At 71.0% G+C, this 26,832-nt stretch carries 17 protein-coding genes; 11 read left to right on the forward strand and 6 right to left on the reverse strand.

Translation table 11 applies throughout. The features are described from left to right. Positions 1–116: 116 nt before the first annotated feature. Positions 117–7,946, reverse strand: coding sequence for an RHS repeat-associated core domain-containing protein (locus M1203_RS09360; RefSeq protein ID WP_249949104.1), 7,830 nt, complete (start codon positions 7,944–7,946; stop codon positions 117–119). Between the two features lie 295 nt (positions 7,947–8,241). Between M1203_RS09360 and M1203_RS09365 the strand changes: the two genes are divergently transcribed. After that, positions 8,242–8,436, forward strand: coding sequence for a hypothetical protein (locus tag M1203_RS09365; RefSeq protein ID WP_249949105.1), 195 nt, complete (start codon positions 8,242–8,244; stop codon positions 8,434–8,436). Positions 8,437–8,523: 87 nt separating this feature from the next. On the opposite strand, the gene npdG is transcribed toward M1203_RS09365, so the two are convergent. Further along, positions 8,524–9,234: an NADPH-dependent F420 reductase gene (gene npdG, locus M1203_RS09370; RefSeq protein WP_249949106.1), complete on the reverse strand. Its 711-nt coding sequence runs from the start codon at positions 9,232–9,234 to the stop codon at positions 8,524–8,526. A 166-nt stretch (positions 9,235–9,400) separates the two neighbouring features. On the opposite strand from npdG, the gene M1203_RS09375 reads away from it, so the two are divergent. Both M1203_RS09375 and M1203_RS09380 read left to right on the forward strand, forming a co-directional pair. Then, entirely contained in the window at positions 9,401–10,018 is a 618-nt protein-coding gene (locus M1203_RS09375) for a hypothetical protein (RefSeq protein ID WP_249949107.1), read from the forward strand. Positions 10,019–10,106: 88 nt separating this feature from the next. After that, on the forward strand, positions 10,107–11,408 hold the full coding sequence (locus M1203_RS09380; protein WP_249949108.1) for an MFS transporter: 1,302 nt from the start codon (positions 10,107–10,109) through the stop codon (positions 11,406–11,408). 37 nt (positions 11,409–11,445) lie between these two features. Here M1203_RS09380 and M1203_RS09385 read toward each other — a convergent pair whose 3' ends face one another. Next, positions 11,446–11,733, reverse strand: coding sequence for a hypothetical protein (locus M1203_RS09385; RefSeq protein WP_249949109.1), 288 nt, complete (start codon positions 11,731–11,733; stop codon positions 11,446–11,448). A 58-nt stretch (positions 11,734–11,791) separates the two neighbouring features. Here M1203_RS09385 and map point away from each other — a divergent pair, with 58 nt between their 5' ends. The 3 genes from map to M1203_RS09400 all read left to right on the forward strand — a co-directional run bounded on the left by map (position 11,792) and on the right by M1203_RS09400 (position 16,990). After that, positions 11,792–12,649: a type I methionyl aminopeptidase gene (gene map / locus M1203_RS09390; protein ID WP_249949110.1), complete on the forward strand. Its 858-nt coding sequence runs from the start codon at positions 11,792–11,794 to the stop codon at positions 12,647–12,649. Positions 12,650–12,811: 162 nt separating this feature from the next. Further along, on the forward strand, positions 12,812–13,477 hold the full coding sequence (locus tag M1203_RS09395; RefSeq protein WP_249949111.1) for a heme oxygenase (biliverdin-producing): 666 nt from the start codon (positions 12,812–12,814) through the stop codon (positions 13,475–13,477). 204 nt (positions 13,478–13,681) lie between these two features. Continuing rightward, positions 13,682–16,990, forward strand: coding sequence for a S8 family serine peptidase (locus M1203_RS09400; RefSeq protein ID WP_249949112.1), 3,309 nt, complete (start codon positions 13,682–13,684; stop codon positions 16,988–16,990). A 27-nt stretch (positions 16,991–17,017) separates the two neighbouring features. On the opposite strand, the gene M1203_RS09405 is transcribed toward M1203_RS09400, so the two are convergent. The 3 genes from M1203_RS09405 to M1203_RS09415 form a co-directional block, all read right to left on the reverse strand. Further along, a complete protein-coding gene (locus M1203_RS09405) occupies positions 17,018–17,671 on the reverse strand; it encodes a PhzF family phenazine biosynthesis protein (RefSeq protein ID WP_249949113.1) in 654 nt (217 codons plus the stop codon). Between the two features lie 8 nt (positions 17,672–17,679). Then, a complete protein-coding gene (locus M1203_RS09410; RefSeq protein WP_249949114.1) occupies positions 17,680–19,341 on the reverse strand; it encodes an HtaA domain-containing protein in 1,662 nt (553 codons plus the stop codon). A gap of 122 nt (positions 19,342–19,463) precedes the next feature. Further along, positions 19,464–20,903, reverse strand: a complete 1,440-nt coding sequence (locus tag M1203_RS09415) for an HtaA domain-containing protein (RefSeq protein WP_249949115.1) — start codon at positions 20,901–20,903, stop codon at positions 19,464–19,466. 205 nt (positions 20,904–21,108) lie between these two features. On the opposite strand from M1203_RS09415, the gene M1203_RS09420 reads away from it, so the two are divergent. The 5 genes from M1203_RS09420 (at position 21,109) to efeB (ending at position 26,822) form a co-directional block, all read left to right on the forward strand. Further along, positions 21,109–22,227: a hemin ABC transporter substrate-binding protein gene (locus M1203_RS09420; protein ID WP_374402751.1), complete on the forward strand. Its 1,119-nt coding sequence runs from the start codon at positions 21,109–21,111 to the stop codon at positions 22,225–22,227. A gap of 4 nt (positions 22,228–22,231) precedes the next feature. After that, entirely contained in the window at positions 22,232–23,293 is a 1,062-nt protein-coding gene (locus M1203_RS09425) for an iron ABC transporter permease (RefSeq protein WP_249949117.1), read from the forward strand. A gap of 34 nt (positions 23,294–23,327) precedes the next feature. Further along, entirely contained in the window at positions 23,328–24,164 is an 837-nt protein-coding gene (locus tag M1203_RS09430) for a heme ABC transporter ATP-binding protein (RefSeq protein ID WP_249949118.1), read from the forward strand. A gap of 202 nt (positions 24,165–24,366) precedes the next feature. Beyond that, entirely contained in the window at positions 24,367–25,512 is a 1,146-nt protein-coding gene (gene efeO / locus M1203_RS09435; RefSeq protein WP_249949119.1) for an iron uptake system protein EfeO, read from the forward strand. A gap of 11 nt (positions 25,513–25,523) precedes the next feature. Then, positions 25,524–26,822: an iron uptake transporter deferrochelatase/peroxidase subunit gene (efeB, locus tag M1203_RS09440; protein ID WP_249949120.1), complete on the forward strand. Its 1,299-nt coding sequence runs from the start codon at positions 25,524–25,526 to the stop codon at positions 26,820–26,822. Positions 26,823–26,832 lie beyond the last annotated feature (10 nt).

Consider the following 26,832-nt stretch of genomic DNA (forward strand, 5'->3'; position numbering starts at 1 on the left):
CCTGACTCGCACGCCGCCGCCTTGGACTTCCCCCTCGTTGCTCCACGCACACAAGGGCCACATCTACGCCCACAACACCTCCTTAAGTGTGGGCCCGATGTCACAACCACACATCACTAGGGTCCCTCAGATGGGAAGGCTGTGATTAGTTTTCGATCACGAACCACAACCCGAATGTAGTACTGATCATCCCCAGCCCCGTTCCGGCCGATCGGATTCGGGAACTTGTAGTAGTACGCCCCGTTGCCGGTCTGGCCATCGAGTGCGCGATTGATCATTTTCTGGATCTTCGCTTTGCTCGTCGTCAAGAACTTGCTCTTGCTGGGGAACTCGCCGCCACGAACAACATGCCGATCCCATATGTGATCCCAGCGACCCTTCGAAATTGGCACAGGGCAGCTGGAATTGTGAACGAGGACCGGCGTCTTCCCCGCCACCGCATAGTACGTGTGGAGGTCGTCGACCGTGAGGTTGTAGACCGCCGTCGGCTGTGTGCGGTGGCTGATTGCCGTGATCTGGGCCCAGGTGCCCGAGCTCGTGCGGAGCCACTGGCCTGGCTGGAGGTCGGCGGCGTCGGCCCATTCCTTCACCTCGGGGAGCCAGAAGGGGTGGCCGTCCGTGGCGGTGATCTTGGCGGGTTTGCCGTCCGCCGTCGCGGCGGCGACCGTGATGTCCGTCAGGGATTTGTCGCCCGATCCCTGGATCAGGGCGGTGACCTCGCGCGGGCCGCTCTCGCCGGTTTCGGGGTCCGTCGCGAGGACCTTGTCGCCGACCCGTACGTCCCTGATCGGTTTGCGGGTGCCGTCCGCCATCAGGACCGGGGTGTCGCCGGTGAAGCTGTTCTTGCAGCCGACGCGGCCCGCGAGCTTGCCGCCGCTGCCCGCCGCGCCGAGCATTCCGGTCAGGCAGCCCAGGGCCGCCGACGAGCCGACCTGGCCCCAGTCGACCTTGCGGCCGGAGAGACGCTGGCTCAGCCAGTCGAGGCCGCCTTCGAAGGCCGCCCCGCCCGCGCAGCCGATCAGCAGCGGGTTGTTGCCCGAGGGGTCGGTGTATGTCGTGGGTGAACTCAGCGCGTACTGGTAGAGGTTGGTGCCGCCCGCGTATCCGATGGGGTCCTGGGAGATGAAGCGGCCGGTCTCGGGGTCGTAGTAGCGGTTGCGGTAGTAGAGCAGGCCCGTGCCGTCGCTCTCCCGGCCGGTGAAGGTGTACGGGTTCGAGGACGCGGCCCCGGACGCCGTGGGCTGGCCGTACGGGTCGTAGGCGTAGCGGGTGGCGATCGTGCCGTCCTGGTCGGCGAGGCCGACGACCGTGCCGAGGGCGTCGGTCAGATAGATCTGGGTCCGGCCGCTCTCCGTGCGGGTGAGGTATTCGTCCAGGCCCGAGGTGGCCACCGTGGCCGTCGTCTCGCCCGAACCGGACTGTTCCGCCAGGGGGTTGGAGCCGTCCGTGAGGAACTTGCTCGTCGTGCCGCCCAGCGTTCTCGCGCTGCGCGTGCCCAGCGGGTCATAGGCGAAGGTGCCGCTCAGGCCACCCGTCCCCGTCAGGCCGGTCAGCTCGCCCCGGGCGTTCCAGTCGTACGTCCGCTTGCCGTCGGACTTCAGCTGTCCCTCGGCGTCGTACGTGAAGGAGCGGCCGTTGAACGTCGTGAGCCGGTTGTCCTTGCCGAAGACCGCGCCCGACTCGGCCGCCGGGAGCGCGATGTTCGCGAGGGAGCCGGTCAGGCGCGTCTGGAGTCCCCGTTCGTCACGGGTGTAGGTGAGGTCTCCTACGGTGGCCCCGGCGCGGGTGTACGCGATGCCGGTGGTCGTACCGGTCTTGTCGTAGCCGGTGGTGCGGGTGAATCCGCCGGGGAGGGACGCGGTCTTCTCGCGGCCCACCGCGTCCAGCCCGAAGGTGACGGCCTGGCCGCCGGTGGTGACCGAGGTGAGGATGCCGGAGGTGTCGTAGCCGTAGGCCGTGGTGGTCCCGCCGGCCGTCATCTCCTTGCGGCGGTCGGCGCCGTCGTAGTCGTAGCCGACGGTGCCGGTCGGACCGGTGACGGACTTGGTCCGGTCGTAGGCGTCGTAGGTGAAGGACTGCGTGCCGGCCACCGTGTCGGTGACGGTCTTGGGCAGGTCGACGCCGTCGTAGGCGTAGGTGGTCGTCGACTGCGCCTGGCCCACCGCGTCCACGCCGTACTTGGCGTTCTTGGTCCGGCCCAGCAGGTCGTACTCCGCGGTGGCGACCTGGCCCGTACGACCGGTGACCTTGGTCAGCCGCCCCGCCGGGTCATAGCCGAAGACCGCCTGCGCCCCGAGCGGGTCGGTGGCCGACGCGGGACGGTCGGCGGTGTCGTACGCCCAGGTGGTGGCGTTGTTCCTGGCGTCGGTCAGGGTGGTGAGGTTGCCGTTGTCGTCGTAGTCGAGTGCGGTGGTGTGGCCGAGCGGATCGGTCACCTTCCGCGCCTGGTTGAGCGCGTCGTACGTGAGGGTCGTCCGCGCGCCGGACGGGTCCGTCATGACCACCGGCCGGCCCGCCGCGTCCAGGAACTGGCCGCCCGTGCCGCCCTCGGCGTCCTTGACCTCGGTCACCTCGCCGTACTGATACGTGTATTCGGTGACGGCGCCGGACGCGTCGGTGAGCGTCTTCAGTTGTCCGTCGGGGGTGTGGGTGAGAAGAGTGTCCCGGCCCTCGGGGTCCGTCACCGTCCGGAGATCACCGGCGGAGTCATAGCCGAGGGTCGTGGTCTTGCCCAGCGGGTCCGTGAGGGCGGTCGGCTGGTCGTACGGGCCGTCGTAGACCGCCATCCCGGTCGTACGGGCCTGTGGTGTGCCCGCCAGTTCCTTCGCCGAGGTCACATAGCCGTTGGCGTCATAGGTGAGTTCGGTACGACGGCCGTACGGGTCGGTGACCGCGTCGATCCGGTGGTAGGAACCGCGTTCGTACACCGTCTTGCGGGCCAGCGTGCTGCCGTGCGCCTGGGTGTCCGATACGCCGTAGCCGTCCGCGTCGAACTCGACCCGGCGCACCGCGCCGCCCGGCTGTGTCACCGTCGCCGAGGTGATCTTGCCTTCGCCGGTCTGCGTGTACTCGAAGGCGTACTTCGCGCCTTCGGTGAGCGTCTGTTCCTTGACCCGGCCGTCCGTGTCGAAGGTGTTGGACATGTACGTGATGCCACGGGCGTCGACGGCGGTCTTGATCCGGTTCGTGGTGCCGTCGTAGGTGTAGCGGCTGACCTTGCCCGCCGGATCAGTCACCGTTTCCAGGCGTCCGGCGGTGTCGTAGGTGTAGGCCGTGGTGCGGCCCGTGTTGTCGCGGGCGCTGACGATCCGGTGGCTGGTGTCGTATCCGAAGCTGATCCACCGGCCGCCCGGGGTCGTGACCTGGGTGATATCGCCCTTGGTGCCATTGAGACGGCTGATCTTGAGCGTGTTGCCGTGCCGGTCCTGTATCTGCTGCAACGGCGCGTACTGCGGATACGTCCAGATGCTGCCGTCGCGGAACCGGATCTCCCAGCGGCCGTTGCCCCCATAGATCTTGGATCCGCGGAACTCGCTCGGAGTGTCGAGAGGTTCGAAGACGGCGTCGTTCCAGCCGGTTCCGGGTGAGGTACGGGTGTAGTGGACCTTCGCCCCGCCGGGGAGATACAGGTCGACCTCGCGATACGGCTGCGCCGAGTGGAGGAAGGAGTTGTAGATCAGATCGCGCCCGATACCGAACGCTCGTTTGTAGGTGTCGCCCTGCCAGTAGGTACGGGTCACCTCGGCCGGGCCGAGCGGGTCGGAGACGGCGAGGTCGGTACGGGAGTCGGTGAGCATCCCGGTGGAGAGTTCGACCGGGTCGCCGGAGAGCCAGTCCAGTGTGTCCTTCAGCCAGGACGTCAGCCACGGCGGCAGCTGGCCGGTGTTGAACATCGCGCCGTGGAAGGCCCATACGCGGGTCTTCGCGTCCGGCACCACCTGCTTTCCGTCCGCGGACACCCTGCCGTGTCCGTAGACGTACCAGCCCTTCTTCTTCGGGTCGTAGTCCATGAACTCGACCTCGGTGCCCGGGGCTTCGCGCGTGTAGTTGGGGTAGATGACCTGGGCGCCCTTGGGGAACACGTACGTGCCGCCGGGCTGCACGGTGAAGAACACCGGCACGACGCTGTTCTCCGGCAGTGGGAACGGCGGCCGGTCGAGCGGAATCGCCGTGATTCCCAGCTCGGTGACCGGCCTGCCCTTCTCGTCACGGACCACGGACCCCTTCGGGATCCGTACCTCAAGTCCCGGAATGCTGGGGGTCTTCAGTACGACCTCGGTCTTCGCCGGGGCCGCGAAGCGGACGGTGTGCTTCGTGTCCAGCGGCGTCATCCACACCGGGAAGCCGAGGTCGACCGAGCGGCCCGCCTCGGGCCGGATCCGGATGTCGAACCGGCCGTACTGGCGCTGCTCGGTGTTCGCGCTCGCGCCCTCGACCACCAGAGTCGTCGCCTCCGGGCGGATCCCGGCGAGCAGGAACCGGCCGCGGGCGTCAGTACGCGTGGACGTGTCTCCCACCGAGACGGTGACCTTGGACAGCGGCTTGCCGTCGAGCTTCAGTACATGCCCGGTCAGCGCGGTGGAACCGGGCGGGGCGCGCAGCGCGGGCGGGGCCTTGGGCGCGGCTCCGCGTGCGGTGATCCAGTCCTGGCCCTGGAGGTTCCGCTTGCCGGGCCGCCAGGCGTCGGGGCCGCTCGGGTCGACACCCGGCGCCGCCTTCTCGGGCGCGTCCGCACCAGCCGCGACGGCCGTATCGCCCTCGGCGTCCGCATCACCCTCGGTGTCCGCGACCGCCGTGCCCGCGGCGCTGGTGGGTGCGGCGCTGGTGGACGCCTTCAAGGTCTGGGCGGTGAGCCCCAGGGTGTAGGTGCCTGTCTTCAGCGCCCCGGGATCGGCCGTCAGCGTGTAGAGACCGTCGGCCGGGAGCGCGGCGAGGGCGTACGAGAGGGTCGTGGCGCTCATCGAGCGCTCGTTGACCAGCCACTTGCCGTCGGGGCCGTAGACGGACAGGACCCACTCGGATGCCGGTGCCGCGATGCCCAGCGTGAGCTTCTGCCCCTTGGTGCCGGAGAAGGTGAAGTGACCGTGCCCGCCCGGGGTGGCGATCACCAGCGGCTTCTGCGGGCCGCCCACCGTCAGCGTTCCGCCGTCCACGTCCTTGACCAGGGTCGCCGTCGTACGCCCGGTGGCCGGCGCGTTCGGCTGCACCAGCACCCGGTGGGTGCCACCGGTCAGCGGGGCACGCAGCGCGACGTCCAGATCCGTCGTACGCAGCGAGCCGATCGACACATCGGCCGTGGCCGCCGGCGGCAGATGCCGGACGCTCGACTGCGAGGTCAGCGTGGTGCCCGAGAACGCGACGGCGAAGCCGTCCCCGGCGGTCGCGTCCGTACGGAGCTCCGCCTGCTGCCCCGGCCGGGTGATGTCCACGGTGGCGGAGGGGGCGGCCGGGGTCAGCACCGCGGCGGGCGCGGGCTTCGACAGCCAGAGGGTGAGGGAGCCGGTGGCCGCGGCGGCGGGTGTCAGCAGCAGCGTGTACTTCTTACCGGCCGTCAGACCGGTCAGGTAGTAGGCGCCGTCGGCGTTCTTGGTGAAGGAGCCGACGGTCCCCGGGGTCCCGCCCTCCGGGATCAGCCGGACATCGGTCGCCTGCGGAACGCTGTTGCCGGTGGCGGCGAAACCCAGTGACGCGGTGTCCGGCGCGGTGAACTCGGCCCGGACCCGCTGCCCGGCGCGTGCGAAGGACACCGGCGCCGAAGGCCCGTCCGCCGTCAGCGGCGCCAGGACATCCGTGGACAGGGTCAGGGCGAGAGTCCCCCCGGCGCCCTTGTTCGGGTCGATGATCACCTGGTACGAGCCGGTCTCCGGCAGCACCGGCAGGGCGATCGTCGCCGGCTTGCCCGCGGCGACGCTGTCGGCGTCGACGACGGCCGCGCCGCTCGGCGCGAGGACAGTCACCGCGACGGTCTCGGTGAAGGTGTTCCCCGTGATGCCCAGCGAGAGCTGGGTACCGGCCTGGCCCTGGAAAGCCGACTCGGCGTTCTGTCCGAAGCGGCCGATGGTCGCCGCGACGGGATCACCCGTGGTGGAGAGCGGGGCGAGCGCCACCGGACGGGACAGTGTCAGCGTCAGACGGCCGGTCGCCAGCGCGTAGTTGGGGAGTACGGCGATCGTGTACGTGCCGGAATCGGGCAGTGCGGGACTGTCCCACTCGGCGCTGGAGTTGTCGGGGACCAGGAAGTATTCGAGCAGCGAGCCGTCCGGCCGGCGGATCTCCATCCGTACATGGCTGCCGAACCCGGCGCCCGCCACGCCCAGTGACAGACGCTGTCCCGCCACGGCGGTGAACCGTGCCCGCCCGTCCTGCCCCGGCCGGTCGACCGCCAACTCGACCGCGGGAGCGGCCGGATCGACGGCTCCCGCGTCGGCGTAGTGCGAGCCGGTCACGCCGACCGTGCCGGTGGCCGCCGCGTCGGGGTCGAGCCTCAGCGTGTATGTGCCCGATTGCGACAGGACGTCGACATCGATCCCGCCCGCGCCGTTCGCCGCGATGTAGCGGCTGCTGACCTGGCTGCCGTCGGGCCCGTACAGACGGGCATAGATGCTCTTGCCCAGGGGCGCGGCATCGATACCGAGACTGAGGGAGTCGCCCAGCAGCGCGGAGAAGGACAGCTTGCCGTCCTGTCCGGCCCGGGACAGCGGTACTTGAGCTGTCGGTCCGGTCAGGTCCAGCAGTCCGGTCACCGGCTTCGACACGGTGACGGTGGCGGCGCCGAAGTTGGTCGATCCGGGCCTGAGGATCAGCGAGTACTGGCCCGCGAGAGGGAGGTTCTCGACCTCCCAGTCCCCGGCCGTTCCGTTGAAGCTGCCATTGCTCCCGACCTTCTCGCCCTGTGGGTCGTACAGCTCAAGGGTGACGGACGAGTTGAAGGTGGCGTTGGTGAAGCCGAAGTTGATGTCGTCGCCCGGGTCGGCGTCGAAGAGCACCTGCGCCCGGTTGCCCGGTGTGGTGATCGAGGCAGTCGGTGGTGTGGCGTCCGAGACCGATGTGGTCACCGTGGACTCGATCTCCCCGCTGGAACCACTGGTGGTGACCCGGAAGCCGGTCGCGGTGGCGGTGCGGCCGTCGGGCGTCGCCACCTCGACCGGGCCGGTCGCGGCCCCGGCCGGGACCTTGACCGTGAGCGCGGTGGCCGTACGGGCGGTGACCTCCGCCAGCACGCCACCGCCGAACCGCACCACATTCTCGGACGGCGTCGACGCGAATCCCGAGCCCGTCAGCACCACCGACGCACCCACGGCCCCTGAGGCCGGGTCCATCGTGGAGACCGACGGCGCGGGCGCCGCGAGCGTGAAGGACTCCGGCGACTGGGCCGTGCCGCCGCCCCTCGTCACCGACACCTTGCCGTTCCCGGCCGCCGCCGGGACCTTGACCTTCAGCCGGGTCGCGGTCGCGGAGACGACCTCGGCCGTCTTGCCGCCGAACGAGACCGTGTTCGCGGTCGCCGTGGTGGCGAAGCCCGTGCCGGAGAGGGTGACGGTCGCGCCGGCCGCGGCCCGTGTCGGCACCAGCGAGAGCACCGACAGTTCGGCGGACGCGAACCGGTCGACGCCCAGCCGGTTCCCGGCCTCGTCGTAGCGGTAGCGGGCCGTCTCGCCCGCCGGGTCCGTCACGCCGACCAGACGGCCGGCGGCGTCGTACGCGTACACGGCGTCGCTGACCGTCGGAGCCGCCGCGGCCTTGTTCACCGGGCCCGCCGGCTCGGCCGCGGGCTTCGCCCCGGAGGGTGGCGGCGCCGATGAGGACACCCCGGGTGTGGGGGCGGGTGGCGGCGCCGCCTCGGCCGACACGAGGCCGACCGACAGCGCCAGCACCAGCGCTCCGACGGTCAACGACCGCCAACGCGCCGACAGATGGGACCCGAACAGCTCGCCGTGCGTACGCACGCGCCCTCCCCAGAGCAACGAAAAGGGGCCCCTGGAGGCCCACGATGCCCACACTCCCCACGCGGGCGGTCACAACGTACACACATTCGGTCACTGTCGCACCATAAAATCGACACGTTCATGTCAGTGCGGTGAGGGCGACATCTCAAGGACGACATCCGAGGGGCGGCACGGAGGCGGTCGGGCGGCGGTGGGACGTTCCCGGGCATGGGGGACACTGGAGCGCGTACAGCGGATACGACAACAGCCCACGACGCCCAAGGCGCCCACGACGCCTCGACAGGAGCCGACCCCCATGCCCCGCCTCGCTCTGTACGCCCTCGCCGTCTTCGTGCTCACCGTCGCCGCGGCCGTGTTCTCCTTCATCGAGGGGAACTGGCTCGGCATCGTGTGGGTGCTGCTGGCCGGGCTGTCGTCCAACATGGCCTGGTACTACGTACGCAAGGCGAAGGCCGAGCGCGCGGCCCGTACGGCGACGGCCGCGGGCTGACGGCGCGGGCCGCGCGGCCCGCGCCGGGCTGCCCGTACCGTCGTTGGCCGCGCCGTCGTTGGCCGCGCCTCCCCCGTACGTACGTACCTAGACGTCCGTCACGCGCAGGCCCGCGTGTGCCTTGTACCGGCGATTCACCGAGATCAGGTTGGCCACCAGCGACTCCACTTGGTGGGCATTGCGCAGCCGGCCCGCGAAGACCCCGCGCATGCCCGGGATACGGGCCGCCAGCGCCTGGACGAGGTCGGTGTCCGCGCGTGCCTCGCCCAGCACCATCACATCCGTGTCGATCCGCTCGATCGCCGGGTCCTGGAGCAGCACCGCGGAGAGATGGTGGAAGGCGGCGGTCACCCGCGAATCCGGCAGCAGGGCGGCGGCCTGCTCGGCGGCGCTGCCCTCCGCCGGCTTCAGCGCGTACGCGCCCTGCTTGTCGAAGCCCAGCGGATTGACGCAGTCGACGACGAGCTTGCCCGCCAGTTCCTCCTTGAGGGATTCCAGGGTCTTGGCATGTCCCTCCCACGGCACGGCGACGATGACCACGTCGCTGCGGCGCGCGCATTCGGCGTTGGCCAGGCCCTCGACGCCGTTGCCCAGTTCGGCCGCCGCCGTCTCGGCCCGCTCGGCGACCCGGGATCCGATGATCACTTTCTGTCCGGCCCGCGCCAGCCGGTAGGCGAGCCCGCGCCCCTGGTCGCCGGTGCCGCCGAGTACTCCGATGACAAGACCGGAGACATCCGGGAGGTCCCAGGGGTCCCTGGCGGGGGGCTTGGGGGTGTTGCCACTGTCCGTTGAAGTCATGGTCACGACCCTACTTGCCGGTACTGGACGAGTACGTCCGAAGGAGCATCGTCCGTCCGCCCCCTCGGGGCAGACGGGACTTCGGACCTACTCGGCCAGGGCACGTTCGGGTGAGCCGTCGCCGACCGCCCGCGCCGCGCGGCCGACTGCGGCAGGATGCGGGCCCATGGATGCCGTACGCGTCGCACTGCTGCGTGAAGTACTCGCCGGAACGCAATGGCCGTCCGCGACCCGCCGGTTCGCGGGGGCGCTGCGTGCCTCCGTCGTGTCGCAGGGCGGCGGGCTGCTGCTCGTCGGGACGGCGGAGTACGAGCCGTGGCATCTCACCGCGCATCTCGTGGACGAGGCGGCGTGGTCGGGGCAGCCGGAGCTGACGCCCACGCTGGTGCGGCACCGGGTGCGCGCCGGGGACCCGGCGCATCTGGCGGTCGGACTGGGGCGTCTTGAGGCGGCCGGCCGGGGCGAGACGCTGCTCGTGGTGGCGCCGGAGCGGCCGGGTACCGGCCTGCTGGAACGCGTCCACGGCGCGCGCCGGGCCGGGGCGACGGTGCTGTCGCTGGACGGCGGGGACGCGGAGGTGCGCGGGCTGGCGCACGAGGCCCTGTCGGTGGACGCGACGGAGGCGGCGCACGGCGTGGATGTGGATCTGGACACCGTGCAGCATCTGGTGAGCGCGGCAGCCGGGGAGAACAGCCTGCCGGGGCCGCGCGGGCGGCGGCGGTTCCGGGACCGGCTGTCCCGGCTGGCCGACCAGCTGACGGCGCCGCCGCCCGCCCGCTGGTAGTCCGCCCGCCCGCTGGTAGCCCGCCCGCGGGTCGGTAGGCCGCAATTCGTTTGCCATATCGACCCGTCCACACCGAACATGGCCTTTCGTGACCAAAAAGCTCGGCACCAAAAAGCTCGGCGCGATACTGCCGGATCTCTCCCCGCTCCGTTCCTCCCGGGAATTCCGGCTGCTCTGGGTGCAGGGGCTGGTGACGAACTTCGGCAGCTTCATGGCGATGATCGCGCTGCCGCTCCAGATCAAGGACCTCACCGAATCGCCGCTCGCCGTCGGCGCGATGGGCGCGGTGGAGCTGGTGCCTCTGGTGATCTTCGGGCTGTACGGCGGCGCGCTCGCCGACGCCGTCGACCGGCGCAAGGTCATCCTGCTCACGGAGGCGGGGCTCGGCCTGCTGGCCGTCATCCTGCTGGTGAACGCGCTGCTTCCCGAGCCCCTGCTGTGGCCGCTGTATGTGGTGGCGGCCGGCGTGTCCGCGCTGGCGGGGCTGCAACGGCCGGCGCTGGACTCGCTGATGGCGCGGATCGTCCCGCACGACCAGCTCACCGCCGCCGCCGCGCTCAACGCCCTGCGCTGGCAGCTCGGCGCGATCGCGGGGCCCTCGCTGGCCGGTCTGGTCGTCGCGTACGCCGGTCATGGCCCGGCGTACGGGGTGACGATCCTGGGCTTCGCCGTCTCCGTACTGCTCTGTCTGCGGCTCTCGCCCGCGCCCGCCGCGCACGACGCGGAGGCGCCGTCCCTGCGGGGCATCGTGGAGGGGGCCCGTTACGCGTGGAGCAGACCGGTGCTGCTGGGGACGTACGCGATCGATCTGGCCGCCATGTTCTTCGCGTTCCCGAACACGATCTTCCCGTTCCTCGCGGACGATCTCAACGCCGAGTGGTCGCTCGGTCTGATGTACGCGGCGGGGTCGGTCGGCTCGGTCGTCCTCAGCCTGACCAGCGGCTGGACCTCACGGGTCCGCAGGCACGGCCTCTTCGTGGTGTTCGGCGCCGCGGGCTGGGGGCTGGCGATCACGGCCGCGGGGTGGTTCTCGAACATCTGGGTGGTGCTGGTCTGTCTGGGGTTCGCGGGCGCGGGCGACATGCTCAGCGGGCTGGGCCGCTCGACCATCTGGAACCAGACGATCCCGGAGGAGCTGCGTGGCCGGCTCGCGGGGATCGAGGTGCTCTCGTACAGCGTCGGACCGCAGCTCGGCCAGATCCGCGCGGGCACGATGGCGGGCTGGACGGGCACCCGCCCCGCGATCTGGAGCGGTGGGCTGGCGTGTCTGGCCTCGGTGGGGCTGCTCGCGGCGGTGCTGCCGAAGCTGGTCACCTACGACTCGGAGACGGACGAGGACGCCCTGCGCCGCCGCGCCCAGAAGGAAGCGGCGACGGCGACGACGGCCTGACCCCGCCGGACACGGCCCGGCGGCCGGACAGCACCCCTCAGCCGGACGGGTTCGTGTCCTTCCCGCCCGCGGACTCGCCTGCGGACCCGCCCGCGGAGCCGCCGTCGGAGCCGCCCTCGGACGCGTCGTGCCAGCGCGGATCCGTCTCCCACTCCAGATTGCGCTCCTGAGCCGTCTGCATCGCGTGCTCCGCCTCCTGGCGGCTCGTGTACGGCCCGAAGCGGTCCTTGGCGGGGCACTCGGGCCCCTCCTCGACCTTCTGGTGCTTCAGGCAGTAGTACCACTCGCCGGGCTTGCCGACCGTGCGCTTCTTGAACAGGGCCATCATCGGCTCCTTCCTCTGACGCCATGCTGCCCCACCGGCGCTCGTTAGACTCGCCGGCATGTCTGGCCAGTCACTCCTCGTACCAGGGGAGCTCTCTCCCGTCCGCTCCGTCCCCGGCGGAATCCGGCGCCCCGAATACGTCGGGAAACCCGCTCCCGCCCCGTACACCGGGCCGGAAGTGCAAACCGCGGAAACCATCGAGCTGATGCGGATAGCGGGCCGCGTCGCCGCGCAGGCGATGGAGGAGGCCGCGAAGCACATCGCGCCCGGCGTCACCACGGACGAGCTGGACCGGGTCGCGCACGAGTTCATGTGCGACCACGGCGCCTATCCGTCGACGCTCGGCTACCGCGGCTTCCCCAAGTCCCTCTGCACCTCGGTCAACGAGGTCATCTGCCATGGAATCCCGGACTCCACGGTGCTCCGCGACGGCGACATCGTGAACCTGGACGTGACCGCGTACCTCAACGGGGTGCACGGGGACAACAACGCCACCTACTTCTGCGGGGATGTCGACGAGGAGTCGAAGCTCCTCGTGGAGCGGACCCGCGAGGCGCTGAACCGCGCCATCAAGGCCGTACGGCCCGGGCGCCGGATCAATGTGATCGGGCGGGTCATCGAGTCGTACGCCAAGCGCTTCGGCTACGGCGTCGTCAGGGACTTCACCGGCCACGGGATCAATTCGTCGTTCCACTCCGGGCTGATCATCCCGCACTACGACAGCCCGCACGCGACCACCGTCATCGAGCGGGGCATGACCTTCACCATCGAGCCGATGCTCACGCTCGGTACATACGAGCACGACATGTGGGACGACGGCTGGACCGTCGTGACCAAGGACCGCAAGCGGACCGCGCAGTTCGAGCACACGCTGGTGGTGACGGAGACGGGGGCCGAGATTCTCACTCTTCCCTGAGGTTGCCGGCCCTCGTGATCGGGGTAGCGTTTTTACCGACAGGACGTCGGGAACCAGTTGACTTAGGTAAGCCTAAGTAAGAGTATCGGTCCTGGCGGCCGTCCGTGCCGCCGACACCGGTATTCGCCTGCTCCCGTCCCCCTCGGTCCCCGGAGGCCCGCCTTGGACGCAACCGCCACCGCCACCCCGTTCTCCACGCTCATCCGCGTCGCCTCGCACGCACAGCACACGGAGGCGGAGACGTCGACGTTCATGAGCGATCTGCTGGGCGGCCGGCTCGGGGTGGACGCGTACACGCGCTACACCGAGCAGCTGTGGTTCGTGTACCGCGCGCTGGAGGGCGCCTCGGAGTCGCTGCGGGGGAACCCGGTCGCCGGGCCCTTCATCCGGCGTGAGCTGGAGCGCACGCCCGAGCTGGAGCGCGATCTGCGCCATCTGCGCGGGGCGGGCTGGCGTACGGGCCTGGAGCCGCTGCCCGCGACCGCCGCGTACGCCGCGCGGGTCGAGGAGTGTGCGCGCGACTGGCCGGGCGGCTTCGTGGCGCACCACTACACCCGCTATCTCGGGGACCTCTCCGGCGGCCAGATCATCCGCGACAGGGCGGAGAAGACCTGGGGCTTCGCCCGCAAGGGCGACGGCGTCCGCTTCTATGTCTTCGAGGGGATCGCCAATCCGGCCGCGTTCAAGCGGAGTTACCGCGAGCTGCTCGACCGGGTGGCGGCGGACGATCTGGAGAAGCAGCGGATCATCGACGAGTGCAAGCGCGCGTTCGACTTCAACGGAGCGGTGTTCCGGGAGCTGGGCGCGCAGTTCCCACTGAGCGCGTAAGCACGCACCTCGCCTCCTCGTCGAAGCGCCCGGCCGGTGCTTCCGTGGTTCCGTGCTTCCTTGACATGGTCTAGACATCCCGGACAGGCTTGCCAACCGAAAGTTGAGTGATTGTCTGCTGATACCCCACACCTACAGACAGGGCCGACTGTGCGAATAGTGCCGAGAAGAAGACGCATCAGTCCCGCCGCCATCGCCTTGGCCATGGCCGTGACACTGACGGCGGGGATGACAGGGGGGCTCGCCAACGCACCATCGGCCGCCGCGAACACCGGGAGCGCCACGGGCACCGAGAGCGCCACGGGCACCGCGAGCACCGGGATCGCAGCAGCGTCGGGTGCCGCGACCGCCGCCGTGCACACGGTCACCTTGATCACCGGTGACCAGGTGCTGCTGGACAAGGACGGCGACGTCATCGGCGTGGCACCCGCCAAGGGCCGGGCCTCCTTACCCGTCCAGATCAGCAGGACCGACGGGCACACGTATGTGATCCCCTCGGACGTCGAACCGCTGATCGCGCAGGGGCGCCTTGACCTGTCGCTCTTCGACGCGGCCGAGTTGAACCGTCCCGAGTACGACGAACTGGCCGACGGCGGCACGCCGGTGCTCGTCGAGTACGCCGCGCGGAACCCGGCCGCGCGGACGCGACTGCACGAAACGACCAGCACCCCCGTCACAGATCTCTCCGCCGTGGACGGCGAGGCGCTGGTCCTGCGCCCGAAGGAGGCGGCCGGTGCGTGGTCCTCGCTCACCCGCACATCGGCAGGGGTGAGTGAACTGGCCCCGGGCGTGGCCTCCATCCGGCTCGACGGCGTGGCGACGGCGGCGCTGGACGTGAGCGTCCCGCAGATCGGCGCACCGGACGTGTGGAAGTCGGGCTACGACGGCAAGGGGGTGAAGATCGCCGTACTCGACACCGGCATCGACACCGGCCACGCCGATGTGGCGGGCAAGGTCGTCGCCCAGCGCAACTTCACGGCCGAGGCGGACGTCCAGGACCACAACGGGCACGGCACGCATGTGGCGTCGACGGCGGCCGGGACCGGCGCGGCCTCCGGCAGCGGCTACCGCGGGGTGGCGCCGGGCGCCGATCTGGTCATCGGCAAAGTACTCAACACCGCCGGTTCCGGCCTCAATTCCGACATCATCGCCGGTATGCAATGGGCGGTCGAACAGGGCGCCGACGTCGTGAACATGTCCCTCGGCGCCCCGGACAAGCTGGGCAAGGACCCGCTCGAAGAAGCCGTCGACGCGCTGTCCGACCAGGCGCTCTTCGTCATCGCCGCGGGCAACTCCGGCCCGGGGGACACCACCGTCGGAAGCCCCGGCGTCGCGGAGTCCGCGCTGACGGTGGGTGCCGTCGACAAGAAGGACGTGCTCGCGTCCTTCTCCTCCCGGGGGCCGCGGCTGGAGGACGGCGGCGTCAAGCCCGACGTGACCGCGCCCGGCGTGGACATCACCGCGGCGTCGGCCGCGGGGACCATGCCGAACTCCCCGCATCCCGTGCCCGGTTACGTGACGATCAGCGGCACCTCCATGGCCACGCCGCATGTCGCGGGCGCGGCGGCGCTGCTCGCCCAGCGGTATCCGGACTGGAGCGGCCGGCAGATCAAAGCGGCGCTGGTCGGTTCGGCCGAGCCCGGCGAGTACAGCACGTTCGAGCAGGGCAGCGGGCGGATCGACCTGACCCGGGCGACGGGGCAGAGCGTCGTCGCGGAACCCGTCTCGCTGAACTTCGGCCGCGTGCCCTGGCCGCACACCGACGACGAGCCGATGACCAGGACGATCACCTACCGCAACGACGGCGACCAGCCGGTGACGCTCGACGTGTCCGCCCTCGGCGCCGACGCGGCGGGCGGCGCGGCCCCCGAGGGGTTGTTCACCCTCGGCGCCCAGCGGGTCACCGTCCCGGCCGGTGGAACCGCCGCCGTCGACGTCACCGCGGACACCCGGATCGGCGGGGACGCCACGGGCGCCTACAGCCTCACCGTCATCGCGACCGGCGGCGGCCAGACCGTCCGCAGCGTCGGCGGGCTCGACCGCGCGGCACAGTCCCACAGCCTCACCTTCAAGGCCACCGGCCGGGACGGCTCGACGCCCGGCGCGTTCGACTGGGCCGCCATCTTGACCGGTGTCGGAAACGACGCCTACGAGCTGGTCAGGGGGGAGAACGGCACGGCGACGGTCCGGGTGCCCGCGGGTGACTACACCGTCGTCGGCAAGACCTTCAGCAGGGACGACACCCTGGGACTCGGCCTGGACTATCTCGTCGCGCCGAAGTTGACGGTCGACCGCGACATGACCATCGAGATCGACGCCCGGCAGGCGAAGCCGATCGACGTGTCGTCACCGGCCCCGGAGGCCACCGGTTACTCCTCGTTCATGGTCACCACGGTGAAGGCGCACGGCACGGAGACAACAACCACACTCGGTCTGGGGACGAACCTGGCGAACACCCGCACCGCGCAGATCGGTGCGCCCGTGCCACCGGGCGAGCTGACCTCGCACTTCCTGTCGCACTGGTCCAACGGCGACAGCGAGTACCACCTCGCGGACACCCTCAAGGACGCCTTCTACACCGGCCATACACAGCACGTGACCTCCGCGGACCTGGCCGAACTCACCGTACGGCAGGGCTCCCCCGTCGTCGGCGCCCTCGGACTGAACTGGACGGCGGCGCCGGACATCGGGGCGGGTACGGTGGGGTTCTACTCGGACCTGCCGAACACGAGGACGGTATATCTCCAGGGGGGCTACCGCTGGGGCGAGTACTCCCAGCAGCTCGCGGCCGACTCCAGGACCGTCCTGGCCGAGTACAGGATTCCCGACAGGACCTATCTCGGCGGCAAGAGCTATACGGAGACTGTCAACACCGGGGTGTTCGGCCCCGCGCTCGGTGAGGGCCCGGGACTGGTCCGGGAGGGCGACACACTGACCGGCACGATCCGGCCCTTCGCCGACGGAGCGGGCCACGGCGGCGGGAGCGTGTACGACGCGGCATCGGCGTCCACCACGCTCTACCGGAACGGCCGCGTGTACGCGACCGTCGACGACGTCCTGGACGCCGCCAGTTTCCAACTGCCCGCCGAGAGAGCGCGATACCGACTGGTGACCACCGTGGGCCGGGCCGCCTCCGGCGTCTCGCCGGTCAGCTCGACCGTCACCTGGCAGGCCGAGTTCGTCTCGTCCCACGCGTCGAAGAGCGTCGCCGTCCCGACAAGCGTGGTCCGCTACGCCCCGCGACTCGCCCTCGACTCCACGGCCGTCGGTGGCGTCAGGCAGTCCGTGCCGGTCACCGTCCAGGGATCGGCCGCCGGCCGCGACCTCGCGTCGCTGACGGTGTCCGTCTCCTACGACAGCGGCAAGACATGGCGCCGGCTCGTCGTGCGGAAGGGCGCGGTGAGCGTGGACAACCCGGCGGCCGGCGGCACGGTCTCCTTCCGGGCCGATGTCAGGGACCGGCACGGCAACGCCTTCTCCCAGACGATCATCGACGCCTACCGTACGAAGTAACACACCACACCCGCACGATCGGTCGGCCTATGTGGTCGTGAGCAGCCGCACCCGGCCACCGATCTCGATCGATCCGTCAGGGCCGGGGGCCGTGATCAACTGCGACCCCCGGCCCTGTGTGATGTTCAGGGCACGGCCCAACGCCGCCGTGAGCAGCAGCGCCGCCGCGCCGGTCGCCTCGTCCTCGGCGATGCCGTCGTCACGGCGCGGGAAGGCGCGGGCCCTGACCCGGCCGGCGGCCTCGTCCTCCCAGGCCCAGGCGTAGAGCCAGCCCTTGCCCGGCGGCGGGGCGGGCAGCGCGTCGACCTCGGCGGCCGAGGCGTACTGCCGGAGCGTGCGCGGCGGCGCCCATTCGGGGCGGGCGGTGATCCAGGTGAACTCGCCGTCCTGGCGCACCCACACCTCGCCCGCGGGCGGGTTCACCGTCTCCAGATCCAGCAGCCAGGCCGCGCCGACCAGCGGGTGCCCGGCGAAGGGCAGTCGCAGCCCCGGCGTATAGATGTCGACCACCCCGCGCTCGGGGTCGTCGACGAACACCGTCTCGCTGTAGCCGAGCCGGGCCGCGATGGCCTGCCTGGCCGCCCGGTCGGGGTGGTGACGCCCCTCGCGGACGACACCGAGCGTATTGCCGTGCCGGCCGTCGGCCCCGCAGAAGACGCTGAGTACGTCGATGTCAGTCACGCGGGCATTTAAGCACCGTCGTCGAGCGGCGCGGTCCGGCCCGTACGGCGCCGCTCGGCCGCGAGGACGACGGCCGCGCCGACGGCGGCGATCGCACCGGCCGCGCCCATCAGCGCGCCGACCGGGACCTCGGCCCCGGTGGAGGCGAGGGCCCCGCCCGCCGCGCCGCCGACAACGCCGCCGCCCGCCGTGCCGGTACCGTCCGAACCGCCCGTGCCGGACGTGCCGGACGTGCCGGACGTGTCCGAACCGCCCGTGCCGCCGGGGAGGTTGGCGTTCTCGTCGAGCGCGACCGCGAGGGTCAGCCTGTCCAGCTCCGTGCCCTCCTGGTACATCCCGCCGAAGGCCTTCGTACCGTCGGCGGTGAGGGTCGCGGGTACGGCGTCCAGCGTGACGATTCCGTCCTTGGCGACCGGGCCGGCGGCCGGGATGTCCAGCGTGGCGAGGGTCAGATCCTGGTACGTGGCGACCTTGTGCGTCTCCTGGTCCTTGGTGCTGACATCGGCGACGAGCGTGCCCTTGCCGTCCTCCACCACGACCTGGAGACCGCTCAGCCGGAGGTCGAGAACGTACTCGCCGTCCTCGTCCTGGTGGCCGAGGAAGCGGACCGTACCGCCGAAGGACGCCGAGAGGGTCCGCGCGGTCGCGTCGAAGTCGCCCGTGCCCTTCGGGAAGCGGTAGGCAGCGTCGCCCGACTTCGCCGCGCCGTCGGAGAGTTCGACCTTGCCCCGGGCGATCTTGCCGACGACGTACGAGCGGAAGGACTCCTTGACGCCCCAGTCGAGAGTGCCGTCCACGATCGCGCCGTCCTCGGCCCTCAGGGGCGCCTCCGAGGTGGCGGTGGACGGGGTGGTGGCCGGGCTTGTGGTCGTAGCCGGGCTTGTGGTCGTGGTCGGGGTCGGCCCGGGGGCGGTCACCTCCGAGGTGGGGGCCGTCGTCGGCTCCGTGGGGGCCGTCGTCGGTGCGGACTCCGTCGTCGTCGGCTCGGGCTCCGTGGGCGGCGGGGAGGACGTACCGCCTCCCGTCTCGTAACCGACGGCGAGGGTGGCCTTGTCCAGCTCCGTGCCCTCCTCGTACATCCCGTTGAACGCCTTCGCGCCGTCGGCGGTCAGCGTGGCCGGGATGTCCTTGAAGACCATCCTCCCGCCCGTGGTCTCCGGGCGGATCCCCGTCAGATCGATCGCGGCCAGCTCGATGTCGTTCTGGGTCGCGCCGTTGAGGGTGACGTCCGCCTCGATGGCGCCACCCGTCCCCGCCGTGACCAGCTTCACGTCGGCCACCTCGATCTCGAAGCCGTGCGCCTTGGAGGAGAACAGCACGCCGCCGTCGAAGTCCGTGGCGACATTGTGGGTGGCCAGGTCGTACGAGCCGGTGCCGTTGGTGAAGGTGAAGGGGCCGTTTCCGGTGGCCTGGGTGGCGCCGTCGGCGGCGGTGATCGTGCCCGCGGCCATGCCGGTCACGTAATTGCGGAAGGACTCCTTGAGGCCCCAGTCCAGGGTGCCGTCCTTCAGATCGAGCTTCGGGGCGGCGCCGGGCGCGGCGAGCGGTCCCTGGGGCGCGCCGGCAGGGGCGCCGGACGCGAGCGCCGGGAGCGTGAAGGCGGTGGCGCCGAGGGCCGCCGCCGTCGCGATGGCGGCGGCGAGTGCTATGGGGCGGCGGGTTGCTGCCATGGCGGGATGTACTCCTTGCGGTGGGGCGTGGAACGCACGCGTTGACACACGGAATCCGTGCGAAAAAGGGCAGAGTTGTGTGGTGGAGGGCGTGAGGGGTGATGAGGGGGTTACGAGGGGGTTTATGGCGTGCTGTCGCCGCGGCGCCTGCGGACGGCGACGGCCGTGAAGCCCGCCAGTCCCGCGACGACGAGCGCGCCCGCGCCGATCGCCACGTACGTCCCCGCTCCGGCGGACGACGAGGACGAGGAGGACGACGAGGCCGGGGCGGCGTCCGTGGCCGCCCCGGTGGAGGGCGCGGCGGACGGGGAGGCCGGGTCCTCCGGCGCGGCGGAGGGCGAGGCGTCGCTGCCCAGGTCCGGCAGCGCCGGTAGCTCGGCCTTCTTGTCGACGGCGACGGCCAGCGAGATCGGGTCCATCGCGGTACCGGCCGCGTAGAGGGAGCCGAAGGTCTCGGCGCCCGGTGAGGTGAGCGTCGCGGGAACCTCGGAGAGCGAGGCGAGACCGTCCTCGGGCGTGAAGTCCTTGGCCTCGAAGGTGACGAGCGGCACGGCCTTACGGGGCGGGCTGCCCTCGGCCGCGTCGAAGACATCCGCCGAGAGTGTGCCCTTGCCGTCCTTCACCCGTACGGCGACCTTGCCGAGGGTCAGATCCAGCTTGGCTCCGGTGAACCGGACGCTGCCCGCGAAGGCGGCGTCGAGGGTGCCCTTCCCGGCATCGTACGTCCCCTTGCCCCGTGGGAAGCGGAACAGCGCGCCGCCGTCCTGGGCGCCGCCGCTCAGCGTCCATTTCCCTTGGGCGATGGGGCCGGTGACGTACTCGCGGTAGGTGCGGCGCACGCCCCAGTCGACGGCCGCGTCCTGGATGGCGTCCGTCGCCTTCTCACCGTCGCCGGGTCCGGACGCGGACGGCGCCGATGACTTCTTCCCCGGTGCGCCCGCCGCCTTGACATCCACGGACAGGCTGACCGGGTCGAGCGCTGTTCCGGCGGTGTAGTAGCCGGCGAAGGCGGTGGCGCCCTGCGCGGTGAGCGTCGCCGGGACGCGGGTGAGGACGACGGGACTGCCGCCGCCCTTCATCGCGATCCCGGAGAGATCGAGAGTGGCCAGCGGGACCTGGGAGGCCGAGGTGACCTTGCCGCCGCCCTTCGGCCTGCTGGTCATGTCCGCGTGGAGTGTGCCGCTGCCGCCGGTGATCCGGACGGTGGGACGGCTGATGGTGAGATCGAGTTCATGGCTGCCGTCGGCCTTGAGATGACCGAGGAACCGGACCCCGCCGGAGAAGCCGGCCCTGAAGGCGCCGGTGTCCGGGTCGTAGGTGCCGGTGGCCGAGTGGAACCGGAACTGGCTGCCCACCGTGGCGGCGCCCCCGTTCAGCGCCCAACTGCCTTGCGCGATCGGCCCGGTGACATAGCCGAGGAAGGACGACTTGATGCCCCAGTCGAGCCGGCCGCCCTGCACCGTACGGTCGGCGGCCCCCGCGCCGGCGGCCGGCAGCAGGGCCATCGGCAGCGCCATGAGCAGCGCGACGACGAAGGCGCGCAGGGATCTGAAGGACAGCATCGAAGTCACTCCCACGTCTGACGAGCAGGGACGGCGGGCCCGGACGCGGAACAGCCCCGGGCCTGACGAGCAAGGTAAGGCTAACCTAAGTTATCTTCAACCTGTGCTGGAACCCCTCCCCACGGAAACCCCGGCCGAACCACTCGACGGCTCGCCAGCTCGACAGCTCGACGGTTCGACAGCTCGACTCGACAGAACGAACAGGATGGTGCGCTCGGTGCGCAGATCACGCCTCACGGGCGCCTTTCTCTCCCTCATCGCCCTCTCCCTCGCTCTGACCGGCTGCGGTTCCGGCGGCGCAAGCGGAAGCGGAGACGGTACGGATACGACCGACGCGAAGCGGAACCCGACGCCCACAGCCGCCGCCGACCGGGTGGAGCCACTGGCCGCCGCGCCCGTGCCCCGGCTGCCCGTCACCGTCAACTCCGCCGACGGCGCGAAGGTCACGATCACCTCGGCGGACCGGATCGTGCCGCTGACCGGATCGCTGAGCGAGATCGTCTTCACACTCGGCCTCGGCGAGCGGGTCGTCGCCCGCGACATCACCGCCACCTTCGAACAGGCCGCGAAACTGCCGGTGGTGACCAGGGCGCACGATGTCTCGGCGGAGGGCGTGCTGTCGCTCGGGCCGACGCTCGTCCTCGCCGACACCACCACGGGCCCCGCCGAGGCCATCGGCCAGATCCGGGACGCGGGCATTCCGCTGGTCGTCGTCGACCCGGCGAAGAGCCTCGACGATGTCGGGACGCGGATCGACGCGGTGGCCGGCGCGCTGGGTGTACCGATGGCGGGCGCCGAGCTGAAGAAGCGTACGGAGGAACGGATCGACGCCGTACGCGACGAGATCCCGACGGATGAGCAGAGCACGCGGGGCAGCGGCAAGGACAGTGGGAAGGGCGGCGGCAATGGCAGTGGGAAGGGCGGAGGGAAGGATGGCGGGAAGCCGCGCGTGGCCTTCCTGTATCTGCGCGGCTCGGCCTCCGTCTATCTGCTCGGCGGCCGTGAATCCGGGGCGAGTTCACTGCTGGAAGCGGCAGGCGCGCTCGACGCGGGCAAGGAGTCGGGGCTGACCAAGGACTTCACCGCGATCACGAGCGAGGCACTGGCGAAGGCCGCGCCCGACGCGATCCTCGTCATGACCAAGGGGCTCGACTCGGTGGGCGGGGTGGACGGCCTGGTGAGGATCCCCGGCATCGCCGAGACACCGGCGGGCATGGACCGCAGGGTCATCACGGTCGACGACGGAGTGCTGCTGAACTACGGTCCGCGCACGGACGAGGTGCTGCGGTCGATCGTCAAGCAGCTGTACGCGGACGGGAAGTGACGTGATGTCGGCGCTCACCGCGAACGCGCGTCGGCGACTGCCCGGGAGCACCACCCTGCTGACCGCGGGACTGCTCGGTGCGCTCGTCGTCCTCTGTCTGCTCTCCGCCGGGATCGGCGCGTACCACATCCCTCTCGGGGACGTCCTCGCCTCCGTACAGCACAGGACCGGGCTCGGCGGCTCGGCGCTCGACCGGGTCGGCGAGAGCGTGCTGTGGAACGTACGGCTGCCCCGCGTCGTCCTCGCGCTCCTCGTCGGCGCCTCGCTCGGCTGCGCGGGCGCGCTGATGCAGGGCGTGTTCGGCAACCCGCTCGCCGAACCCGGTGTCATCGGCATCTCGTCGGGCGCGGCGGTCGGTGCGGTGGCCTCCATCGCGCTGGGGCTGAGCTTCCTCGGCAACTGGACGGTGACCGTCTGCGCGTTCGTGGCCGGGCTCGCGACGGTCCTGCTGGTGTACGCGCTGTCGCGCTCCGGCGGCCGTACGGAAGTGGTCACGCTCATCCTCACCGGCATCGCGGTGAACGCGTTCGCCGGAGCGCTGATCGGACTCTTCATCTTCTTCGCGGACAACGCGCAGATCACCCAGATCACCTTCTGGCAGCTCGGTTCGCTGGCCCAGGCGACCTGGCCCAAGGTGCTCGCGGTGCTGCCGTGCGCGCTGGCGGGTCTGGCCCTGGCGCCCTTCTACGCGCGGCGGCTGGACCTTCTCGCCCTCGGTGAACGGTCGGCCCGTCATCTGGGGGTGGAGGTGGAGCGGCTCCGTATGGTGCTGGTGCTGGTCGTCGCGCTGCTCACGGCGGCGGCGGTCGCGGTGGCCGGGATCATCACGTTCGTGGGTCTGCTGGTGCCGCATCTGCTGCGGATGGCGAACGGTCCGGGCCATCGCTTCCTGGTCCCGGGCAGCGCGCTCGGCGGCGCGCTGGCCCTGGTCGCGGGCGATCTGGCGGCCCGTACGGTCGCGGCCCCGGCGGAACTCCCCCTGGGCGTACTGACCGCGCTCTTCGGCAGCCCGTTCTTCTTCTGGTTGCTGCGCAGGACTCGTCGCAAGCAGGGAGGCTGGGCATGAGCGCCGCTTCCCTTCCTGAGCAAGGTGGTTGGGCATGAGCATCCGCGGTCTGTTCGCCGCGCGCGGGCGCGCGCTCCCCGTTCCCGTCGCCCCCGGCACTCCCCTCGCCGGGGTCCGCGGCCTCCATGTCCGGCTCGGACAGCGCGAGGTGCTTCGCGACGTCGGCCTCGACGCCCGCGCCGGCGAGGTGCTGGCGCTCGTCGGGCCCAACGGGGCCGGGAAGTCGACCCTGCTCGCCGCGCTGGCGGCCGATCTGCGGCCCGACCGCGGCGAGGTACGGATCGCCGGGCGCCCCGCGCACGACTGGTCCGCGCCCGAACTCGCCCTGCGCCGCGCCGTACTCCCCCAGTCGGCCGCGCTCTCGTTCCCCTTCCCGGTGGCGGAGGTCGTACGGATGGGCCGGGCGCCCTGGGCCGGGACGGCGCGGGCTGACGAGGACGAGGCCGCCGTCGCCGGGGCGATGGCGGCCACCGAGACCACCGAGTTCGCCGCGCGCCCCTTCTCCACGCTCTCCGGCGGCGAGCGGGCGCGCGTCGCGCTCGCCCGCGTCCTCGCCCAGCGCGCCCCGCTGCTCCTCCTCGACGAGCCGACCGCCGCGCTCGATCTGCGCCATCAGGAACTGGTCCTGCGGGTCTGCCGGGAGCGCGCGGCGGCGGGCGACGCCGTCGTGGTCGTCCTGCACGATCTGGGGCTCGCCGCCGCCCACGCGGACCGTACGGCCGTACTGCACGATGGAGCCGTCGCCGCCGTGGGACCGCCCATCGAGATCTTCCGTGACGAGCTGCTGAGCCGGGTCTACCGCCAGCCCGTCGAGGTCTTCCCCCATCCCCGGACCGGCGCTCCGCTGGTGGTCCCCAAGCGCGCTTCTTGACCCGCGCTTGACCCGGTCTTGGGATGCCCCGGGGACTGCTGTGACCTGCTCGTATCCGGGGGAAGCGGTGAGAGGTGAATCACTGCGCGAGGGGTCACGACACAGGTAAGGCTCAGTTAAGTTAGGGCCGCCTCACCGCCGCACTTCGGCGTCTTTACCTCACCACCTCAGCCGTCCTTCCGCCCGTTTTATGGAGCCCCGCATGCGACCTGTCCGTCTCTCCGTCGTCACCGCCACCGCGGCGGTGGCCGCCTTGACCGCCGTGACGGGCTGCGCCGAGAAGAGCGACGCGAAGGCCGGTGACGGCGCCGTCCAGGTCACCGCGGCGGACGACTCCTGCGAGGTGTCGAAGAAGGAGTTCCCGGCCGGTCATGTGGAGCTGGCCGTCGAGAACAAGGGCACCAAGGTCACCGAGGTCTATCTGCTCTTCCCCGACGACCGGATCGTCACCGAGCGCGAGAACATCGGCCCCGGCACGAAGGCCAGGATCACCGCCGAGGTGAAGGCCGGTTCGTACGAGATCGCGTGCAAGCCCGGTATGAAGGGCGACGGCATCCGCCAGAAGGTCACGGTCACCGGCGCCGCCGCCGCCAAGCGCAGCCCGGAGATGGACGCCGCCGTCGCCGCGTACCGCAAGTACGTGCAGACGCAGGCCGACGAGACGCTGCCGAAGGCCAAGGTCTTCACCGACGCCGTGCGCGCCGGTGATCTCGAAGCCGCGAAGACGGCGTACGCGCCCTCCCGTATCGGCTGGGAGCGCACCGAGCCGGTCGCCGAGTCCTTCGGCGACATCGACCCGAAGGTCGACGTACGCGCCGACGGACTGGAGCCCGGCCAGAAGTGGACGGGCTGGCACCGGCTGGAGAAGGAACTCTGGCAGGACAAGAAGCTCGGCCCGGACGCCAAGGCGCTCGCGGACGCGCTCGACAAGGACCTCGCCGACTGGCGGCAGCGGGTCGGCAAGGCCGAGATCACCCCGACCTCGATGGCCAACGGTGCCAAGGAACTCCTCGACGAGGTCGCCGCCGGCAAGGTGACCGGTGAGGAGGAGCGCTACAGCCACACCGACCTGGTCGACTTCAAGGGCAATGTCGAGGGCGCGCAGCACTCGTACGAACTGCTCAAGCCGGTCGCCTCGAAGAACGACCCGGCGCTGGTGACCGAGCTGGACAAGCGCTTCGCCGCGCTGAACAAGCTGCTCGACACCTACCGCGAGGGCGGGGGCGCGGACTCGTACGCCTTCACCTCGTACGAGAAGGTCGGCGAGGCGCAGCGCAAGGAGCTCTCGGACGGTGTGAACGCACTGGCCGAGCCGCTTTCCAAGCTCGCCGCCGCCGTCGTCAAGTAGGGCCGCGCGCCATGCCCTCCGACGACAGCACGGACGACAGCACAACGGACGAGAAGACCGAGAAGACCGAGAAGACCGCACCGTCCCCGCCGTCCCGCCGCGCGCTGCTCGGCTGGGGCGGTGCCGGGCTCGCGCTCGGCGCCGCCGCGGCCGGTGGCGCCGTGGCCGCGGTACGGGACGGTGGCACCGCCGCGCCCGCCGCCGAGTCCGGCGCGGCGGTCCCCTTCCACGGCCGCCACCAGGCCGGGATCGCCACCGACGTCCAGGACCGGCTGCACTTCGCCGCGTTCGACGTGACGACCGAGGACCGCGCGGAACTGGTCCGGCTGCTCAAGGACTGGACCCGCGCCGCCGAGCGGATGACGGCGGGGCACGCGGTCGGCGAGGGCGCGTACGGCGGTCTCCCCGAGGCCCCGCCCGACGACACCGGCGAGGCTCTCGGCCTCAAGCCGTCCCGGCTCACCCTCACCGTCGGCTTCGGTCCCGGCCTCTTCGCCAAGGACCGCTTCGGGCTGGCCGAGCGGCGCCCGGCCGCGCTCGTCGAGCTGCCGAAGTTCCCCGGTGACAACCTCGATCCGGCGCGCGGCGGCGGCGATCTCTGTGTCCAGGCGTGCGCGGACGATCCGCAGGTCGCCGTGCACGCGATCCGCAATCTGGCCAGGATCGGCTTCGGGAAGGTCGCGGTGCGCTGGTCGCAGCTCGGCTTCGGCAAGACGTCATCGACCACGCCGGGCGCCCAGACCCCCCGTAATCTCTTCGGCTTCAAGGACGGCACCAGCAATATCGCGGGCACGGACACCGCCGCCCTGGACAAGCACGTCTGGGTGTCGGACGCGGACGGCCCCGGCTGGCTGGCGGGCGGCTCGTATCTGGTGGCCCGCCGGATCTCGATGCGGATCGAGACCTGGGACCGTACCTCCCTCCAGGAGCAGGAGGACGTCTTCGGCCGGGACAAGGGCGAGGGCGCGGCGGTCGGCAAGGCGCGCGAGCACGACAAGCCCAATCTGAAGGCGATGCTGCCGACCTCGCACGTACGGCTGGCGCATCCGGACTCCCACCACGGGGCACGGATGCTGCGCCGCGGCTACTCCTTCACGGACGGTACGGACGGCCTCGGCCGGCTCGACGCGGGGCTGTTCTTCCTGGCGTACCAGCGCGACGTACGGGACGCGTTCATCCCCGTGCAGCGGTCCCTGGCGCGCTCCGACGCGCTCAACGAATACATCCAGCACGTGGGTTCAGCGGTCTTCGCGATCCCACCGGGCGTCCGGGACAAGGACGACTGGTGGGGCCGGGACCTGATGGCCTGACATCGGAATA

The sequence above is a fragment of the Streptomyces sp. 35G-GA-8 genome (assembly GCF_023534745.1).
GTDB lineage: Bacteria > Actinomycetota > Actinomycetes > Streptomycetales > Streptomycetaceae > Streptomyces.

Excerpts from the sequence above, each read along its gene's own strand:
- M1203_RS09365 (WP_249949105.1), top strand. The coding sequence starts at position 8,242 with ATGCCCCGCCTCGCTCTGTACGCCCTCGCCGTCTTCGTGCTCACCGTC.
- M1203_RS09430 (WP_249949118.1), top strand. The coding sequence starts at position 23,328 with ATGAGCATCCGCGGTCTGTTCGCCGCGCGCGGGCGCGCGCTCCCCGTT.
- efeB (WP_249949120.1), top strand. The coding sequence starts at position 25,524 with ATGCCCTCCGACGACAGCACGGACGACAGCACAACGGACGAGAAGACC.
- M1203_RS09420 (WP_374402751.1), top strand. The coding sequence starts at position 21,109 with ATGGTGCGCTCGGTGCGCAGATCACGCCTCACGGGCGCCTTTCTCTCC.
- M1203_RS09410 (WP_249949114.1), bottom strand. The coding sequence starts at position 19,341 with ATGGCAGCAACCCGCCGCCCCATAGCACTCGCCGCCGCCATCGCGACG.
- npdG (WP_249949106.1), bottom strand. The coding sequence starts at position 9,234 with ATGACTTCAACGGACAGTGGCAACACCCCCAAGCCCCCCGCCAGGGAC.
- M1203_RS09400 (WP_249949112.1), top strand. The coding sequence starts at position 13,682 with ATGGCCGTGACACTGACGGCGGGGATGACAGGGGGGCTCGCCAACGCA.
- M1203_RS09385 (WP_249949109.1), bottom strand. The coding sequence starts at position 11,733 with ATGGCCCTGTTCAAGAAGCGCACGGTCGGCAAGCCCGGCGAGTGGTAC.
- efeO (WP_249949119.1), top strand. The coding sequence starts at position 24,367 with ATGCGACCTGTCCGTCTCTCCGTCGTCACCGCCACCGCGGCGGTGGCC.
- map (WP_249949110.1), top strand. The coding sequence starts at position 11,792 with ATGTCTGGCCAGTCACTCCTCGTACCAGGGGAGCTCTCTCCCGTCCGC.
- M1203_RS09375 (WP_249949107.1), top strand. The coding sequence starts at position 9,401 with ATGGATGCCGTACGCGTCGCACTGCTGCGTGAAGTACTCGCCGGAACG.
- M1203_RS09425 (WP_249949117.1), top strand. The coding sequence starts at position 22,232 with ATGTCGGCGCTCACCGCGAACGCGCGTCGGCGACTGCCCGGGAGCACC.
- M1203_RS09415 (WP_249949115.1), bottom strand. The coding sequence starts at position 20,903 with ATGCTGTCCTTCAGATCCCTGCGCGCCTTCGTCGTCGCGCTGCTCATG.